Annotated in this window: 1 pseudogene; it reads right to left on the reverse strand. The window is 61.7% G+C overall.

What is annotated here, in order from left to right:
- Window positions 1-148 precede the first annotated feature (148 nt).
- Window positions 149-519, reverse strand: a pseudogene (locus tag EOC06_RS38435) (recombinase family protein); the annotation flags it as partial.

The following is a 519-nucleotide window of genomic DNA, read 5'->3' on the forward strand; positions in this document are numbered from 1 at the left end:
CATAGCGCCCTTCTATATCGCCGGAAAAGCCTCCGAAGGTCCCGCATTGTACTCTTCCTGCTCGGTCGAGTAGGGCGAGACGGACGGCAAAGCTCCACCCCGTGCGGTCATTCAAGCCAAGTAATTCCAGTGCTTGATGTGCCTCCTGCTGGCGAAATTTGGCAACGATTCTTGAGACGGTTGGCTCGCTCACGTCATATAGCCTTGCCATTTCGGCGCCAGACTCGCGGCCCGAAATGACGGACTCGGCGATCTCACGCCGCTTTTTGTCATCGAGCTTGCGCCGTCGCCCACCAACGCGACCTTCCAGCCGGGCCTCAGCCAGCCCTGCGCTCGTCCGCTCGCGGATCATGGCGCGCTCGAATTCGGCGAATCTGCCGACCATCTGCATCATCATGCGGCCAGCCGGCGTGGTGGTCTCGATCGCCTCGGTGAGCGAGCGGAACCCAGCGCCCGCGGCTCGATCTTCTCCATGAGGTGCAGGAGATCTTTCAGGCTGCGCGACAGGCGGTACAGCAT

This window comes from Mesorhizobium sp. M7A.F.Ca.MR.362.00.0.0, assembly GCF_004023175.1.
Classification (GTDB): Bacteria; Pseudomonadota; Alphaproteobacteria; order Rhizobiales; family Rhizobiaceae; genus Mesorhizobium.